Source organism: Kitasatospora sp. NPDC056181 (assembly GCF_042266225.1).
Taxonomy (GTDB): Bacteria; Actinomycetota; Actinomycetes; order Streptomycetales; family Streptomycetaceae; genus Kitasatospora.
Genome location: NZ_JBHJUK010000179.1, coordinates 1 through 15,016, shown reverse-complemented (window position 1 = coordinate 15,016; position 15,016 = coordinate 1). Strand labels below are relative to the sequence as shown.

General features: G+C 73.7%; 12 protein-coding genes. 7 read left to right on the top strand and 5 right to left on the bottom strand.

Annotated features, from left to right (window positions below; translation table 11 throughout):
• The first annotated feature begins 275 nt into the window (after positions 1-275).
• From ACFC1F_RS38460 to ACFC1F_RS38440, 5 genes are all read left to right on the top strand, one after another.
• Positions 276-779, top strand: coding sequence for a hypothetical protein (locus ACFC1F_RS38460; protein ID WP_209413265.1), 504 nt, complete (start codon positions 276-278; stop codon positions 777-779).
• The gene (locus ACFC1F_RS38455) at positions 749-2,167 is read left to right on the top strand and encodes a hypothetical protein (RefSeq protein WP_376165650.1); all 1,419 of its coding nucleotides are present in this window, start codon (positions 749-751) and stop codon (positions 2,165-2,167) included. The genes ACFC1F_RS38460 and ACFC1F_RS38455 overlap by 31 nt, the downstream gene beginning before the upstream one ends.
• A complete protein-coding gene (locus ACFC1F_RS38450; RefSeq protein ID WP_376165648.1) occupies positions 2,164-3,600 on the top strand; it encodes a VWA domain-containing protein in 1,437 nt (478 codons plus the stop codon). The genes ACFC1F_RS38455 and ACFC1F_RS38450 overlap by 4 nt, the downstream gene beginning before the upstream one ends.
• Positions 3,601-3,666: 66 nt before the next feature.
• Positions 3,667-4,779: an AAA family ATPase gene (locus ACFC1F_RS38445; RefSeq protein ID WP_209413134.1), complete on the top strand. Its 1,113-nt coding sequence runs from the start codon at positions 3,667-3,669 to the stop codon at positions 4,777-4,779.
• Positions 4,776-7,583, top strand: a complete 2,808-nt coding sequence (locus tag ACFC1F_RS38440; RefSeq protein WP_376165646.1) for a hypothetical protein — start codon at positions 4,776-4,778, stop codon at positions 7,581-7,583. Before ACFC1F_RS38445 ends, ACFC1F_RS38440 begins: the two co-directional genes overlap by 4 nt.
• 125 nt (positions 7,584-7,708) lie before the next feature.
• Here the strand turns inward: ACFC1F_RS38440 and ACFC1F_RS38435 are convergent, their stop codons facing one another.
• From ACFC1F_RS38435 to ACFC1F_RS38425, 3 genes are all read right to left on the bottom strand, one after another.
• Positions 7,709-8,734 carry a hemolysin family protein gene (locus tag ACFC1F_RS38435; protein WP_376165644.1) on the bottom strand — a complete coding sequence of 342 codons (1,026 nt, stop codon included), beginning with the start codon at positions 8,732-8,734 and terminating at the stop codon, positions 7,709-7,711.
• Complete coding sequence (locus ACFC1F_RS38430) at positions 8,731-10,098, bottom strand: hemolysin family protein (protein WP_376165642.1); 1,368 nt, start codon at positions 10,096-10,098, stop codon at positions 8,731-8,733. The genes ACFC1F_RS38435 and ACFC1F_RS38430 overlap by 4 nt, the downstream gene beginning before the upstream one ends.
• A 301-nt stretch (positions 10,099-10,399) precedes the next feature.
• Positions 10,400-11,194, bottom strand: a complete 795-nt coding sequence (locus tag ACFC1F_RS38425; RefSeq protein ID WP_209413130.1) for a metal-dependent hydrolase — start codon at positions 11,192-11,194, stop codon at positions 10,400-10,402.
• A 289-nt stretch (positions 11,195-11,483) separates the two neighbouring features.
• Between ACFC1F_RS38425 and ACFC1F_RS38420 the strand changes: the two genes are divergently transcribed.
• Positions 11,484-12,116 (top strand): hypothetical protein, encoded by a 633-nt coding sequence (locus ACFC1F_RS38420; RefSeq protein ID WP_376165640.1) that lies wholly within the window; start codon positions 11,484-11,486, stop codon positions 12,114-12,116.
• 113 nt (positions 12,117-12,229) lie between these two features.
• Here the strand turns inward: ACFC1F_RS38420 and ACFC1F_RS38415 are convergent, their stop codons facing one another.
• A complete protein-coding gene (locus ACFC1F_RS38415; RefSeq protein ID WP_209413128.1) occupies positions 12,230-12,820 on the bottom strand; it encodes an isochorismatase family protein in 591 nt (196 codons plus the stop codon).
• Positions 12,821-12,968: 148 nt separating this feature from the next.
• Here ACFC1F_RS38415 and ACFC1F_RS38410 point away from each other — a divergent pair, with 148 nt between their 5' ends.
• Positions 12,969-13,961: a GlxA family transcriptional regulator gene (locus ACFC1F_RS38410; RefSeq protein WP_376165637.1), complete on the top strand. Its 993-nt coding sequence runs from the start codon at positions 12,969-12,971 to the stop codon at positions 13,959-13,961.
• A gap of 168 nt (positions 13,962-14,129) precedes the next feature.
• Here the strand turns inward: ACFC1F_RS38410 and ACFC1F_RS38405 are convergent, their stop codons facing one another.
• Positions 14,130-14,939: an arylamine N-acetyltransferase gene (locus ACFC1F_RS38405; protein ID WP_376165635.1), complete on the bottom strand. Its 810-nt coding sequence runs from the start codon at positions 14,937-14,939 to the stop codon at positions 14,130-14,132.
• Positions 14,940-15,016 lie beyond the last annotated feature (77 nt).

Sequence of the window (15,016 nt, the reverse complement as noted above, 5' to 3'; positions counted from 1 at the left end):
GCCCGGGTGCCCGCGGCCCGGACCGCGCCCCCCCCCCCCCCGCCCCCGCCCCGCACCCGCCCGGCCCCCCCCCGCCCCGGGGGGGGCCGGCCCTATCGCGTGCGGGCCGACGGCCGGTCACCCGAGCCCACGGCCCGGCGGGGCCGGGGGACGGCGGACCAGGAGAGCCGACGTCAGGGGCCCTGCGGGCGCTGTCAGTGCCCGCGAGTAGGTTTCTGGAACACAGCCCGCCGGTCCGGCGCGGCGGCCCCCCTCGTTGTGAAGGAGATGGTGTGTTGTCAGTCCGGGAGGAGTCGAGCACGGCACGCGTGATACCGCCCGCGCGGCCACGCAAACTCGCCAAGGTCCCGTTCGTCGAACTCGCCGACGGGCGCCTTCAGGGCGTGGTGTCCAGCGGCTCGGACATCGAGCGGGTCTACGTCTCGTCGGTTGCCGCCGGTGACTACGCGTTCGCGTGCAGCACCAACAACAACCGGCCCTGCGGCGGCGCCCGCGGCTCGTTCTGCAACCACATCGCGGCCCTGATCGGCGAGGCCGTGCTGCAGTACGGCGGCGAGCGCGTCGCCCGCTACCTGCGGGTCGAGCCGTCCCACGGGGAGGCGAGCACGCAGGGCATCACCTCCGCGATGACCGCCACCCGGCCGGCCAAGGCGGACGCCACCGCGGCGGCGCCGGTGTTCAGCCGGTTCCTGCGCCACCTCGCCTACCTCGAACTGACGCCCACCACCGACCCGCTCCCGGAACTCCACTGGTTCCCGACCACCAGGGCGGTGGCGTGATGCGTACGGACCTCCTCACCGAACCGGTCGACGGGCTGGACGAGGCCCTCGCGGCCGTGGACGCCTTCGACCGGGCGCTCGTCGGCGGCCTGCTCCGGCCGCAGCCCGCGCAGGCGACCGGCCTCGCCGGACTGGCCGACGCCGTCGCGGGATCGCCGCTGGCCGAACGGGTCGCCGAGGCGGCCGGCAAGGCCGCCGCCGGAGCCGCGAGCGAGGAGCACCTCGTCGCCCTCGCCGCCGCCCGCACCGCACTGCTCGGCTCCGTCCACGACGCGCTGACGGCCCGCCTCGACGAGGCGACCGGGCGGACGCCCGGCGACGTCGCCGCCCCGGTGACGGGCGAGCCGACGGCCCCCAACCTGCTCGCCGCCGCCCGCTCCTGGCTCGCCGACCTGGCGCGCGCCGGGTGGCAGGGCCTCGACCACGAGCTGGTCTCCGGCGCGGCGCCGGTCGTCTCCGCGATGCTGCCGGATCCGGCCCTGCGCCGCCTGGCGACGCTGCTGGACGGCTTCGCCGCCGAGCTGGCCGCCTCCTGCCCCGGCGCCACGCTGGAGCGGATCCCGCTGCGCCGCTGGGCCGACCTCTGGTCCCGCGCGATGCTGCTGACGCTGCCCGGTGCCGCCGGTGCACCGGCCGTCGCCACCGTGACCGGCCGGCTGCTGCCGCTCGGCGTCGACCTGCACGAGCACGCCACCGCCGCCCAGGCCCAGGTCCACGCGGTGTTCGAACCCGCCGACGGCGGCCCGGCCCGCCTGGTGCGCGCCGGCGTCGCGGTGCCCAAGCCGGACACCGTCGTCGGCGCCGGCGTCTGGCAGCTGCTCCGCCCCCACCTGTCGCTGCTGGCGGCCGCCGGTGAGGGCCTGGCGATGGAGCTCACCGGCATGCCGGTGACCGCCGAGGGCGACCTGCTCTGGAACGACGAGCACGCCCGGCCCGGCGCCGCCGCCGACGCCTTCGCCACCGCGCGCGTCGCGCTGGCCGGCGCAGCCGCCGCACCGACGGCGCCCCTGGACCGCCACCCGGCACGCATCGCCCTGCCGGTCTTCCTGGAGGGCTACACCGTCCAGCAGGACGGCGACGCCGTGGCGTTCGCCCTGGCCGGGCACCGGCTCACCGTCGACACCGACCGCATCCCGGCCGCCGGTCCGCTCACCGCCGAGGCCGTCGCGGCGTCGAGCGCCTGCATCGGCCTGCTGCGCTGGGACGCCGGGGCGTACCTGCTCCAGCCGCTCGCCGTCGAGACCGTCGTGAAGAAGAAGACCGTCGCCGTCCACGCCGGCGCCTGGGCCGGCGGCACCACCGACAAGACCGGCCTGAAGGCCGAGAAGGCCGCCACCGACGCGGTGACGGTGCTGCGGGAGCGAGCGGGAAGGCTCCTTCGCAAATGACGACCGACCACGCACCCGACCACGCACCCGACCCGGCGCCGGATCCGGCACCCGGGGTGGACGCGGACGAGAACCGCCGCCAGGTGCTGTACTGGCGGCTGCTCGCCCGGCTCTTCGACCACGAGGAGCAGCCGGCCCTGGAGTCGGCGAGCATGGCCGTCGTCGAGGCCATCGGCCTGCCGCCCGCCCTGCTGGACCCGCAGGCCTCCGTCGACGCCGTCGTCCAGCGCCACCCGGCGCTGGCCGAGGAGTTCGACGGCCTGATGGTGCCCGACGAGACCGCAGCGGACGGGGGTGAACGGGACGGCGCCGCCGAGGTACGCCGGGCCGCGCTCGTCTCGAAGGTGCTGCTCAACGTGTTCGGCACCGGCTCCGGCGCGGTGACCGCCGGCCAGCTGGCCCGCTGGCAGTCCGACGCGGGCTGGCTGGAGCGGGCGCTCGGCTGCAAGCCCGGCGAGCTGCGGGCCGGCCGCCCCGGCGGCACGACGGCCGGGCGCGGATCGGGCGGCGGCGGCACCACGCCCGACCTCTCCACGCTGATCCCCGCGATCGGCCCGGAGCTCGGCGCCATCGAGGCCGGCCTCGTCAAGCGGATGCGGCTGCGCGAGGTGCTCGCCGACCCGGCGCTCGCCGCACAGCTGACCCCGAGCATGTCGCTGATCGAGCAGCTGCTGCGCGACAAGGACAACCTCTCCGGCGTCGCCCTGGCCAACGCCAAGGCCCTGATCCGCCGCTTCGTGGACGAGGTCGCCGAGGTGCTGCGCACCCAGGTCGAGAAGTCCACGGTCGGCGCGCTGGACCGGTCCGTCCCGCCCAAGCGGGTGTTCCGCAACCTCGACCTCGACCGCACGATCTGGAAGAACCTCACCAACTGGAGCCCGGAGGAGGAGCGGCTCTACGTCGACCGCCTCTACTACCGCCACACCGCGCGGAAGACGACGCCGCAGCGGCTGATCGTGGTGGTGGACCAGTCCGGCTCGATGGTCGACTCCATGGTGAACTGCACCATCCTGGCCTCGATCTTCGCCGGTCTGCCCAAGGTGGACGTCCACCTGGTCGCCTACGACACCCAGGCGGTCGACCTCACCCCGTGGGTGCACGACCCCTTCGAGACGCTGCTGCGCACCAACCTCGGCGGCGGCACCGACGGCCGGGTCGCGATGGCACTGGCCCAGCCGAAGATCGCCGAACCGCGCAACACCGTCGTGGTCTGGATCTCCGACTTCTACGAGTGGCAGAGCGAGCAGCTCTTCGAGTCCATGGCCGCGATCCACCGCTCCGGGGCCAAGTTCATCCCGGTCGGCTCGGTGACCAGCTCCGGCCGCGCCAGCGTCAACCCGTGGTTCCGCGAACGCTTCAAGGACCAGGGCACCCCGGTGCTCTCCGGCCACATCCGCAAGCTCGTCCACGAGCTCAAGACCTTCCTCGCCTGAGGCGTGCCGATGCCGTCCCAGGCCCCTCCCGCACTCCCCCGGCCCACACCCAGAAAGGCCCCCCGCATGTCCGACCTGCTGCGCGCCCCCGCCGAGCTCAAGTACGCCGAGGAACTGGACTGGCTGGAGTCGATCGACGACAGCCCCAAGCCCTTCACCTGGCGGCTCTCCCCGAAGATGGTCCGCCTCTTCGTGCTGGGCTCCGAGCGCTCCGACGGCCTCGACCGGGAGATCCAGCAGAAGTGGTTCGGCGACCGCAGCATCGTCGAGCGCGCCATCGTCACCCTGGCCTCCGACCGGGGACTGCTGCTGATCGGCGACCCCGGCACCGGCAAGAGCTGGCTGGCCGAGCTGTTGGCCGCCGCCGTCTGCCGCAACTCCACCCTGGTCGTGCAGGGCACCGCCGGCACCACCGAGGACCACATCAAGTACTCGTGGAACGTGTCCATGGTGATCGCCAAGGGCCAGTCGCGGGAGTCGATGATCCCCTCGCCGATCATGACCGCGATGGAGTCCGGTTCGATCGGCCGCTTCGAGGAGCTGACCCGCTCCACCAGCGACGTCCAGGACGCGCTGATCTCCATCCTGTCCGAGAAGTACATCTCGGTGCCCGAGCTGGACAGCGACGGCATCGTCTTCGCCAAGCCCGGCTTCTCCGTCATCGCCACCGCCAACAGCCGCGACCGGGGCGTCAACGACCTGTCCTCGGCGCTCAAGCGGCGCTTCAACTTCGTCCGGATCCCGGTCGTGACGAACCGCAAGAGCGAGGCGGAGATCGTCCGCTTCCGCACCGAGGAGCTGCTGCGCCGTCACCAGATCGAGCTCGACGTGCCGCCGACGCTGCTGGACGTCCTGCTGCAGAGCTTCGGCGACCTGCGCGCCTCGGCCGCCGCGGCCGGCAGCGACGACGAGAAGCTGGAGTCGGCGCTCTCCACCGCCGAGCAGATCGGCGTGCTGGAGGACGCCATCCTGCACGGCAACTTCTTCGGCGAGCGCGCACTGACCGCCCGGACCCTGGCCTCCTCGCTGGTCGGCTCGCTGGCCCGGCGCGAGCCGGAGGACCTCGCCATCCTCAACAAGTACCTGCACGGCGTGGTCGAGCCGCGCAGCAAGGACGAGGGCGGGCCCTGGCCGGAGTTCCTGGAGGGCGGCCGCGACGCGATCGCCACGCTCTCTTGAGCGCCGTCGGGCCGACGGCCGTCTTCGACGCGCTGCGCGGCCAACTCCAGGAGGCCGCCGCCGCGTTCGCCGGCGGGCCGGACGCGCTGGAGGGCATCCTGCTCGGCCTGGTCGACGACGTCGACCGCGCGGTGCGCGAGCCGCTGGAGATCTTCCCGGTCTGCCACCACTCCCCCGCCTCGGCCGTGGCGATGGCGCGCCGGCTGCGCGAGAAGCAGCCCAAGGTGGTCTACCTGGAGCTCTGCGAGGACATGGCGCCGCTCCTGTCCGAGCTGCGCAACTGCCGGCTTCCGGTGGCGGTGCAGGCCTTCGCCACCGAGGTCGAGGGCTTCCCGGCCGACTGGTCGCCGCTGTCGGTGGTCGCGCCGATCACCGAGGCCTCGGCCGAGTACCAGGCCATCGCCTACGCGCTGGACACGCCGGGCGTCGAACTCGTCCTGGTCGACCGCTCCTCGGACCACGTCTTCCAGTGGGAGCCGCGCGACACCGGGGACTCCGGGCCCGCCGACCCCGACGCGCCCGCGGCCGAGGAGGAGGCCGCGCTGCACGGCGACGCGGTCGGCGTGGAGATCGGCGACCTGCGCCCGCGCTTCGCCGAGCTGGAGGAGCACCTGCTGCGCCACGGCAAGGTGCGGCACTGGTCGGAGTGGTGGCACCAGTACGTCGAGCTGCCGCTCGGCGACGCCGACCACGACACCTACCGGCAGGTCATGCTGCTGATCGGCAGCCTCTTCCGACGGCTGGCCCCCGGCGACGGACAGCGGGTCCGGGTGGACGAGGACCGCGAGCGCTACATGTGGACGCGGATGCGCGAGCACCTCGCCGCCACCGGCACCGACCCCGCGGACTGCCTCTACGTCTGCGGCGCGTTCCACGCGGCCAGCCGGGTCGCGGAGTTCGGCGTCGCGGGCAGCGACACCTTCGAGATCGGCCCGCGCACCGCCACCACCTGGCAGCACGGCCTGATCCCGTCCAGCCACGCGGCGATCGAGGCCCAGTTCGGGCTGGCCGCCGGCTCGGTGTCGATCGCCTCGACGCTCTGGACGAAGAACCTCAAGCGCACCGGTGTGCAGCCGTTCCGGCTGGCCGGGCAGACGGGCGCCCGGAAGCCCTCGCGTGCCCGGAAGGCCGCGGCCGTGGCGGCCCCCGGGCCGGACCTTCCGCCCGAGGACCGGCTCTCCGGCTTCCTGCGGCGGCCCCCGGTGCTCGACCGCCTGGACGAGGCCGAGCTGCTCGGCTGGTCGGTGGAGATCGTGCGCGCCGCCCGCCGCAACGGCTACCTCGCCTCCACCGCCGACGCCATCGCGGTGTTCGAGACGTCGATCCTGCTGGCCGGGATGCGCGACCGGGCGAAGCCCACGCCGTACGACTTCCAGGACGCGGCGGTCACCTGCATCGAGAAGGACACCGTGCCGGGCCGGCGCAACGTCGCCCGGCTGGTCGAGATCATGATGGGCGGCGACCGGATCGGCCAGGTCGGCTACGACGCGCTGCCGCCGCTGGCCCGCGACGTCCACGACCGGCTCGCACCGCTGGCCCTCAAGCTGGAGCAGCGCGGCGTGCAGCGGGCCCTGCTGGACATCGCCTCCCAGCCGGAACTGGAGCCCTGCTCCGACGTGTTGTGGATGCTGCGGTACCTGCTGCCGCAGGGCGCGGCCCGCCCGATCATGGGCGAGCGCAAGCTCGGCGAACGCCCGATCCAGGAGTCCTGGGACCTCGCGCTCGGCACCCACCAGCGCGCGCTGATCGAGCTCGGCTACGAGGGCGTCAGCATCGAGCAGGTCCTGGAGCAGCGCCTGCGGCGCACGGCGAACGCACCGCAGGCCACCGCGGCCGTCGTCCTGGAGGCCGTCGAGGACGCCACGCTCTACCTGCGCAGCCGCCGGCTCGCCCACGAGCTGGGGAGCCGCGCCCTGGAGGTGCTGGCCACCGAGCGCAGCGTCGACGGCGCGCCGGAGGTGCTGCGCCGGGTGCGGCGGCTGCTGGCGTTCTACCGGACCAGCGAGCCCGTCCTGCCCGGCTGGATCGAGTCCTTCGTCCGGACGGGGTACGCGCACTACTGCACCCTGCTGCCGACGGCGTTCGCCGACGAGGACGCGACGGTCCGTCAGGTCGCGGCGATGCTGGGCTTCCTGTTCAGCATGGAGGGCCTGGCGCTCTCGCTGGGGTGCGACCGGACGCAGCTGGAGCTGGCCGTCGCGCAGTCGCATCCGCAGGACCCGTCGAAGGTCGCGCTGCTGTGGGCGGCGCAGGTGCACCTGGGCGGGATGTCCCGCGCGGAGCTGCGGTCGCACTGCGACGAGCTGCTCGCCAACCCGCTGGTGCTGCCCGCCTATCCGCGCTACCTGAGCGGTCTGCTGCACGCGCTGGAGCCCGTACCCGGCCTGACCGACTTCGTCGTGGAGGCGGTGTCGAACGCCTTCGGGCGGCTGCCGGACGCGGTGCTGCTGCCGTGGCTGCCGACCCTGATCACCACCCTGCGCGCGGACGGCGCCGACCTGGCGCCGCTGCTGATCAGGGAGGCGGGGCGGATCTTCCCCGGCCGGCTGGCGGCGCTGGACGACTGGGTGCCGCCGTGGCGGGCGCAGCCGGAGCCGGCCGCCGCCGTCCCGGCCGGGCGGGCGTCGGCCGCTCGGGGCGTCGCGCTGCTGGCGGCGCACCCGGCGGCCTGCGACGCGGTGGCGTACCTGCTGGGCTGCGCCGGGGAGTGGGCGCCCGCCGGGCCGGCCCCGGCGGGAGCGGCGCTGCTGGGCCGCCACCCGGAGACGGCGCTGGCCCTGGAGGCGCTCCTGGCCTCCGCCTGACGGGCGATGCGTGGGCCGGCCGTGCCGGGGGCACTCCCCGGCGCGGCCGGCCCACGCCTTTTCGTTCCGGTGCGACGGCCCGGCGGGGGCGCCCCGTCCCGCGGGGCGCCGGGCGCCGGGCGGTGTCAGGACCCGGCGGGCACCGGGCGGACCAGCTCCTTGAGGACGTCCTCCATCGTGACCAGGCCGATCGCGGTGCCGTCGGGATCGACGGCCGCGGCGAGGTGCGTACCGGAGCGGCGCATCGCCGTGAGCACGTCGTCCAGCGGGGTGGACGCCGGGACGCGGGCGATCGGCCGCAGGACGCGTGCGGGGAACGGCCGGTCGCGGGCGTCGTCCTGCTCCAGTGCGTCCTTGATGTGCAGGTAGCCGGTCACCGTCCGGTCCGCGGAGAGGACGGGGAAGCGTGAGAACCCGGTCCGCGCGGCCAGCTGCTCCAGCTCCTCCGGCGTGGTGCCGGGGCCCGCGAAGACGATCCGCCCGCGGGGGGTCACCACCTCGGAGACCGGGCGGGAGCCCAGCTCCAGGGCGTCCTGGAGCAGTTCGGTGTCGCGCTCGCTCAGCAGCTCGGCGTCGGAGGAGTCCTTGACCATCCGGGCCAGCTCCTCCTCGCTGAACACCGAGGCGACCTCGTCCTTCGGCTCGACGCGCAGCATCCGCAGGATGCGGTTGGCGAACGCGTTGATCGAGAACACGAGCGGCCGCAGCGCCCGGGTCGCGGCCACCAGCGGCGGCACAAGCAGGTAGGCGGCCTTCTCCGGCGAGGCGAGGGCGATGTTCTTGGGGATCATCTCGCCGATCAGCATGTGCAGGTAGGTCGCGACGGCCAGCGCGAGGACGAACGAGACCGGGTGGATCAGCGCGTCCGGGACACCCGCGGCGTGGAAGGGCGGCTCCAGCAGGTGGGCGATGGCCGGCTCGGCGACCACGCCGAGCACCAGGGAGGAGACGGTGATGCCGAGTTGAGCCGTGGCCAGCATCGCCGAGACGTGCTCCAGGCCCCAGATGACGGTGCGGGCCCGGCGGTCGCCGGCCTCGGCACGCGGCTCGATCTGGCTGCGGCGCACCGAGATCAGTGCGAACTCGCCGCCGACGAAGAAGGCGTTGGTGACCAGCGTGAGCAGGCCGATCACGAGCTGGACGGCGGTCATCGGGTGCCCTCCCGGCGGCCGGTGGCCGTGCCGCCGTCGCCGTCCTCGTCGCCGTCCTCGGGGGCGGGAGCGGTGATGCGGACGCGCTCGGCAACGTGGTGGGCGACGGCGGTGACGTCCAGCGTCCAGCCGTCGACGTCCACGGTGTCCCCGGGCACCGGGATCCGGCCGAGCCGCTCCGCGATCAGCCCGGCCAGGGTCTCGTACGGACCCTCGGTGCCCGGCAGGCCGATCGCGTCGAGCTGGTCGGTGCGGGTGATGCCGTCGGCGTCCCAGCGGTGGCGGCCGTCCGGGCCCTCGCCGAGGTCGACCAGGTCGGCCGGCCCGGCCGGGTCGTGCTCGTCCACGACCTCGCCGACGACCTCCTCCACGATGTCCTCCAGGGTGGCGATCCCGGCGGTGCCGCCGTACTCGTCGATGACGACGGCCATCGTCTGCTCCCCGCGCAGCCGGTCCAGCAGGCGGTCGACGGTGAGGGTCTCGGGCACCAGCAGCGGCTCGGTCATGAGCTCCGACACGGGGTGCAGGTGGCGCTGGCCGGCGGGCACGGTCAGCGCGTCCTTGATGTGGACGGCGCCGACCACGTGGTCGAGGTTGTCCCGGTAGACGGGGAAGCGGGACAGGCCGGTGGCCCGGGTCAGGTTGGCGACGTCGGCGGCCGTGGCGTGCTCCTCCAGCGCCCGGACGTCGACCCGCGGGGTCATCACGTTCTCCGCCGTCAGCTCGCGCAGGTTCAGCGAGCGGACGAACAGCTCGGCGGTGTCGGGCTCCAGCGCCCCCGCACGGGCGGAGTGCCGGGCGAGCGCGACGAGCTCCTGCGGGGTACGGGCGGAGGCGAGGTGCTCGGCGGGCTCCAGGCCGAGCCTGCGCACCACCCGGTTGGCCGTGTTGTTGAGGTGCCCGATGAACGGGGAGAACGCGGCCGAGAACCAGTACTGCGGCCCGGCCACCGCCTTGGCCACCGCGAGCGGGCGGGAGATGGCCCAGTTCTTGGGCACCAGCTCGCCCGCCACCATCAGCACGACGGTCGACAGCAGCACGCCGAGGACGACGGAGAGGCTCGCGGCGGCGCCGTGCGGCAGGCCCACCGCCTCCAGCGGTCCGCGCAGCAGTGCGGCCACGGACGGCTGGGCGATCATGCCGATCACCAGGCTGGTGATGGTGATGCCCAGTTGGGCCCCGGACAGCTGGAACGTGAGGCGCCCGACCGCCTTCAGGACGGTCGCGGCGCCGCGCTCACCGCGCTCTGCGGCCCGCTCCACCGCGCCGCGCTCGACGGTGGTCAGCGAGAACTCGGCGGCGACGAACACCGCACAGGCGGCGGTGAGCACCAGCGCGAGGAGCAGCAGGAGGACTTCGGTCACCGTGCCACCCCCGCCCCGGCACGCGGACGGCCTGTCAGAGGGGGAACGGCACGGTGGGCACTGGGAGGCTCGTCCATCGCGGGGACCGCGACTCCTTCGCTTCGTCGAGGGTGGTCGGTGCGGCGGGCGGGCCCGGTCGGGGCACCGCAGCGCGCTCTACAGGAGTGTAAAGGGTTCGCAAATCAGCGCCGCGTAAGGACCTGCCCCGAGCCCTCCGGGCTCCCCGCACCGCGCCCGCACCCCGCACCCCGCACCCAGCGGGCCGCACCCAGCGGGCCGCACCCAGCGGGCCGACGAAGCCTCAGCCGATGAAGCCGAGTGCGCCCAGGGCGCCGACTCCGCCCAGGAGCATGAAGACGGGCATCAGGACCTTGATCTCGACCCGGCTGCCGGCCCGGAACCGCATGCCCTTCGGCGGCCCGACCGGGTACCAGAGCCGACGGCCGATCGGGATCGGCCACAGGACCGGGCAGCCGGAGACCGTCAGCGCGTCACCGATGCAGTGCACCAGCGCGCCGAGCACGATCGGCAGGCCCACCCAGAGGTACTCCTGGCCGGGCTCGGTGAACAGCCACCCGGACCCGTTGCCGGGCCGGTCGAGCACCTCGACCAGCATCCAGGCGCTGCACGCGCCCAGCAGCCAGACCAGCACGTCGCTGGAGACCCGGGCGTGCCGCCAGAGCAGTCCCTCGATGGCGAGCACCATGTGGACGAACAGCACCCCGAGCACGCCCCAGCGCCCGCCGTACACGCAGACCGCCGACGCCCCGGCGCCGCAGAGCACGGCCCAGGGCCATGTGTGCGTCAGCGTCCGGTGCCCGCCCGAGCGACGCGGGTCGCCCTTGCCCCGGGTCGCCTTGTAGACCGAGTACGAGAGCTTGTCGATCACCTCGCAGAGCATCCGGGAGACCGGCCCGAAGGCCCGCGATATCGTCGCCGCCTTGTGGTCCAGGTCGGGAGCCAGCGCCGCCCCGGCGCAGATCAGGGCTCCCGCGAGCAGCACCGGCCACGGCATCGGGTGGTCCCAGGCCGCAGCCGCGGCACCCACCCCCAGCCAGGCCGCCGCCCCGGAAAGCGCGTGTGCCGGTCCCATCATCGCGACAACCATCCCTCGGTCAGCTGCGGGCACACCACGTGCCCGGCGGTCCCGCAGCATATCGACAGATGATCTTGCGGCCCGAAAACCGGCACCCCCGCTCCACTCCGCCCGCCCCACTACGCCCGTGCCCTCTCGCGTGCGCCCTCCCGCGTGCCGCCCGTACCGCCCCCGGTGCCGTCGGAACGCCTTTGGCCGTCGGAACCCCTTTGAGTACGGGTACTCAGGCGCCGGCCCGGGCCGACCGCCTACGGTGACGGTAGGGAGCGGGACGGGGGAAGGGGCCGGAGTGTTCGACAAGGGGCTGGCGAAGGGCTGCCTGGGGGCGGTGGCGGGCCTGGTCGCCATCGTCCTCGCCGTCCTGGTCCTCAACATGGGCGTGTGGTGGTCCATCGGGCTCGACGACCCGTACGCGCCGAAGTCCGGTCCGGAGCGCGTGCGCCACACCTCGGCCCAGTTCCGGGAGCGCAGCGAGCAGGCCCTCCGCGACACGGTCGGCGGCCTCGGCCCGAACCTGGTGCTGAGCGACAGCGGCTACGACGTCCGGCAGTACGGGCCGCGTGCCAACGGCGTGCCGAGCAGGCTGTCCCACGTCGACCGGCAGCTCACCGCCCGCACCAGGATCCTCGCCTCCCACCGCGCGGAGCTGCGGGACGCCGTCGCCGCCGAATGGCGGGCGCACGGCTACAAGGAGAGCGGGTGGATCTGGACCCCCTCCGAGCCGGAGAAGGGCCCGGACTACAACTTCAGCGCCGAATCGCCCGACGGCATCGGGGTCTTCGTCCAGCTCGTGCCCGGCCCCGACCAGACGCTCGGCCTCACCGTGTCCGTCCGCGGCGACGGCGTCGAGTACGACCCGGACGCCGCCCGCCCCGTGGCCGCTCTCCAGCCGGACGTCGAGGACGCCCACTGGTCGCACTGAGCCCCCGGGCCACGGCCGGAGGGCCGGCCGGGCCGGCGCGGGCGTCGCCGCGACGCGGGCATGCGGGCCGGCCGTGCCGTGCGGTCGGCCCGCCGGCCCGTACACCCCGGCACTCAGCTCAGGGACTTCCCGGACTCCACGACGACCCCGTACAGGTCCGCGATCGTCGCCAGCGCGCTGTGGTGGATCTGGTCGGCGGTCAGCTCGTGGCCGCCCGACCGCAGCGGCCGGGTCGCGCAGGCGTCGGCGACGACCGTGGGCCGGTTCCCGCGCAGGAACGCGCCCGCCGTCGTGAACGTCACGCACATGTGCGTCATGAACCCGGCGAGGATCACGTCCGTGTTGCCGGCCGCGTCGACGTGCTTGCCCAGGTCGGTGTCGGCGAAGCCGTTCGGGACGTGCTTGACTACGACGGGCTCGCCCTCGATCGCGGCCACGCTCGGGTGGATCCGGCCGATCTCCGCCCGGATGTCGTACGGGGTGCCCTCGCCGCCGTCGTTGATGACGTGGATGACCTTCGCGCCGGCCGCCCGGGCCCTGGCCAGCAGCTCGGCCGCGGAGTCGAGCGCGGCCTGCCAGCCCTCCAGCTCCATCACGCCGCGGACGTAGGTGTTCTGGTAGTCGATCAGGATCAGGGTCGAGTCCGCGAGCGAGGCAGGCGTCTCGTCGAAGCCGTTGAGCTCGCGCAGGGTCGTGGTGGCCATGGGAATACCGCCTTGGGTCCGGTGCCGTGTCCTGCAGTTCACCCTCGGTGAGCTGCGCCGTCCAGAACGCTACGGCCGGCCGCTTGATGTCGGCAATGCCGTCTAACATGCAGATACCGACATCACCTTTGCCGACCAGCGGAGACCCGTGAACACCGTCAACCGGCTCATCGTCATCGTCCTGTTCGAGGGCGTCGACCTGCTCGACGTCACGGGACCGCCCGAGGTGTTCTCGTTCGTGCAGCGCGAGACGGACGACGCCACGGGCTATCAAGTCGTCCTCGCCGCCGAGACCCTGGACCCGGTCACCACCTCCGCCGGTGTGCGCGTCCTCCCCGACGTCACCTTCGACGAGGTGTCCACGCGGGCCGTCGACACCCTCCTGGTGCCCGGCGCGGTCGAGATCGACGACCGGCGCCGCGTCCGCCCGCTCACCGACCCCGCGGTGGTCGACCGGGTGAGGGCGCTCGCCGCCAGGAGCCGGCGGGTCGCCTCCGTCTGCGTCGGGGCGCACATCCTCGCCGCCGCCGGGCTGCTCGACGGCAGGCGCGCCACCACCCACTGGTCGACCGCGCAGCAACTCGCCGCCGATCACCCGGAGATCGAGGTCGACGCCGACCCGATCTTCATCCGCGACGGCGACGTGTGGACCGGCGCGGGAATCAGCGCCTGCCTCGACCTGTCGCTCGCCCTCGTCGCCGACGACTTCGGCGAGGCCACCGCGCTGCGCGTGGCCCGGCAGCTCGTGATGTACCTGAAGCGCCCGAGCGGGCAGAGCCAGTTCAGCGTCCCCCTCGAACCCGTGTCGACGACACGGCGCATCGAGGACCTCCGCCACCACATCACCCGCACCCTGGGCGAACGGCACACCGTCGCCGGCCTCGCCGCGTTCGCCCACGTCAGCGAGCGGCAGCTCACCCGGATCTTCAAGGCCGAACTCGGCATGACCCCGAGCGTCTACATCGAGTCGGCCCGCGTCGAAATGGCGCGCAACCAGCTCGAGTCCACCGACATGACCCTCGAACGCATCGCGTCCACCTGCGGGTTCGGCACCACGGACACGCTCATCCGGGCGTTCCGCCGCAGGCTCAACACGACACCGACGGAATACCGCCTCCGGTTCCGCTCCGGCCCCGCCTGAGAACGGGGGCCCGGAGCACGGGAATCACCGCGAGACAGTACACCGCACCGGTCCGCCCCCGGAATCCGGTCGGACACCGGCAGGACGCCGATCAGACGCTGATCTGACTCCGCACGGGCTCCGGTCGGACGCCGCACGGACGCCGCACGGACGCCGGTCGGACGCCGGTCAGATCGCCGCGCCGAGGCCGGGCGGCGGGGAGATCCCGAACCCGGACTCCAGGACCTCGACGATCTCGTCGGCACCGTCCAACTCCCGGACCGAGACCGCGCCTCCGGCCTCGGTGCGGGTCAGGGTCGCCCCTTCGAGCCGCAGGTGGGCGTCGGCGCGGGTGCCCTGGACGTAGATCCGCTTGAAGGGCGAGCGCGGGTGGGTCGCCACGTGCCAGTTGGACATCGCGATGTCGGGCGCGGGGACCGGGTCCAGGGTGAAGGCGGTCTGGTCCTCCCAGGCGTCGCCCGTCCTCGCCTGGAGCACCCACACGGGGGCGGGGCCGTCCGGCTCCTCGACGACCAGGCGGTGATGACGCCCGGCACCCTCGCGGACCTCCCCGGGCACCATCGGGAGTGGCTCCAACAGGGCGCCGATCGCCCCGAATCCGACGTCGGCGAGGTGGCGGCCGGACTCGCCGGGCACCCCGACGGCCAGCACCATGTGGGTCCGCGGCCGGATCTCCCCGGGGCGCGCACCGAGGCGGACACGGCCGGTGAGCCGGGTGACCTCGAACCCCAACTGCTCCAGCACGGCGGCGAGCAGGGTGTTGTGCTCGAAGCAGTAGCCGCCCCGGGACGACTCGACGAGCTTGGCCTGGAGGTCGGCGACGTCGAGCGAGGGCACCGAACCGACGACCACGTCGAGGTTCTCGAAGGGTATGCCGTGGACGTGGGCACGGTGCAGGGAACGGAGGGTGGCGAGGGTGGGCTCGGGCTCCCCGGCCCATCCGATGCGGGAGAAGTACTTTTCCAGATCAACAGTCATATGGTCACCGTACAAACAGCGCTGGGGATCCGACCACCGACTTCGGCCCCGGCGGGAGTGGTAGTTTGGTGATTTTT